Source organism: Streptomyces sp. P5F9 (genome assembly GCF_057961495.1).
On sequence record NZ_JBXVPZ010000946.1, the window covers coordinates 1 to 1,181 of the forward strand.

At 73.4% G+C, this 1,181-nt stretch carries 2 protein-coding genes; both read right to left on the reverse strand.

Going from position 1 to position 1,181, the window contains the following annotated elements; all coding sequences use genetic code 11:
- The coding region (locus AC31A1_RS51690; RefSeq protein WP_489659956.1) for a hypothetical protein at window positions 1-435 on the reverse strand (435 nt) is incomplete at its 3' end.
- The coding region (locus AC31A1_RS51695) for an FkbM family methyltransferase (RefSeq protein WP_489659957.1) at window positions 323-1,181 on the reverse strand (859 nt) is incomplete at its 5' end. The genes AC31A1_RS51690 and AC31A1_RS51695, both read right to left, overlap by 113 nt.

Consider the following 1,181-nt stretch of genomic DNA (forward strand, 5'->3'; position numbering starts at 1 on the left):
CTCGTCGACCGTGCAGGACCAGGGGGTCAGATCGTCGAGGGTGTGGAGGGGCGGGGGCGCGGCGCCCGGGGCGCGGACCAGCCATTCGTTCCACACGGCGCCGTTCGGGGCGGTGAGCACCTCGAAGCGGAGGTCGGGCCAGAGGGGGACCGGCCACTGCCAGGCCTCGCAGTCCACGTCGCCGATCCGGCGTTTTACGGATGACTCCGGGGCGCCGAGGATCGAGCGGTAGCGGGATGCCGCGGCGCGGCCTCTCGCGGAGTGCAGCATGGCCTGCCACCGCTTGTTGGCCTCGCGCATGTCGGCGATCGAGACGCCCAGCTCATGACGGGCGTTCTCGACCAGGTCCGGGTTGTGGTCCGCCATGCGGCGCAGCAGGACCAGCTGGAAGTCGAGGGGGCCGAAGGGGCTCGCGGGGCGTTTCGTCTCGGGCATGCGATCCATCGTCGCGCACGGCACTGACACCCGGGGTGCGGCCGTCGGCGAGGAAGAGGACCGAGTTGACGTAACGGGGCCCGCGCGCGAAGGGCAGGACCCGGCGCAGCAACCCCTGGGAGACGACGTACGAGGTCCGGGCCTGGTGCTCCTCCAGGGGGAAGGCCGCGAGCCGGACCCAGTCCGTGTTCCGGTCCGGGAGGACCCAGCCCTCGTAGCCGAGCAGCGACAGATAGGTCACCACCGGGGCGATCGGCTGGATGCGGGACTCCAGCTCGACGAAGAGGGCGGGGCGGTCGCGGGTCAGGAGGCCGGTCGCGCCGTGCAGGACGGCCAGTTCGCTGCCGTCGACGTCGATCTTGATGAAACCGACCTCCCGCAGCCCCAGCCCGTCGAGCGTGACGCACTGGACGTGCACGGCGCGGGCGTGGATGTCCCGGCGGACCAGCGAGGACACACCCCGGTCGCCCTCGTCGTCCGGCGGCAGCCACAGACGGGCCGTGCCGGGGCGGTCGGAGGCGGCGGCCGGGATCACCCGGGCGTGCGCGGGGGCGGCGGCTTCGAGGAGCCGCGCCAGGTGCGGGACCGGTTCTACGGTCACCACCTCGCGCGCGTGTCTCCAGAGCCGGTGCGTCCAGGGGCCGTACCAGCCGCCCACGTCGACCGCCGTGCCGCAGTCGGGCGGCAACAGGTCGGCCAGCCGGGCCAGTTCGGGCTCGAAGCGGGGGTAGACGGCGCGGGCGGTG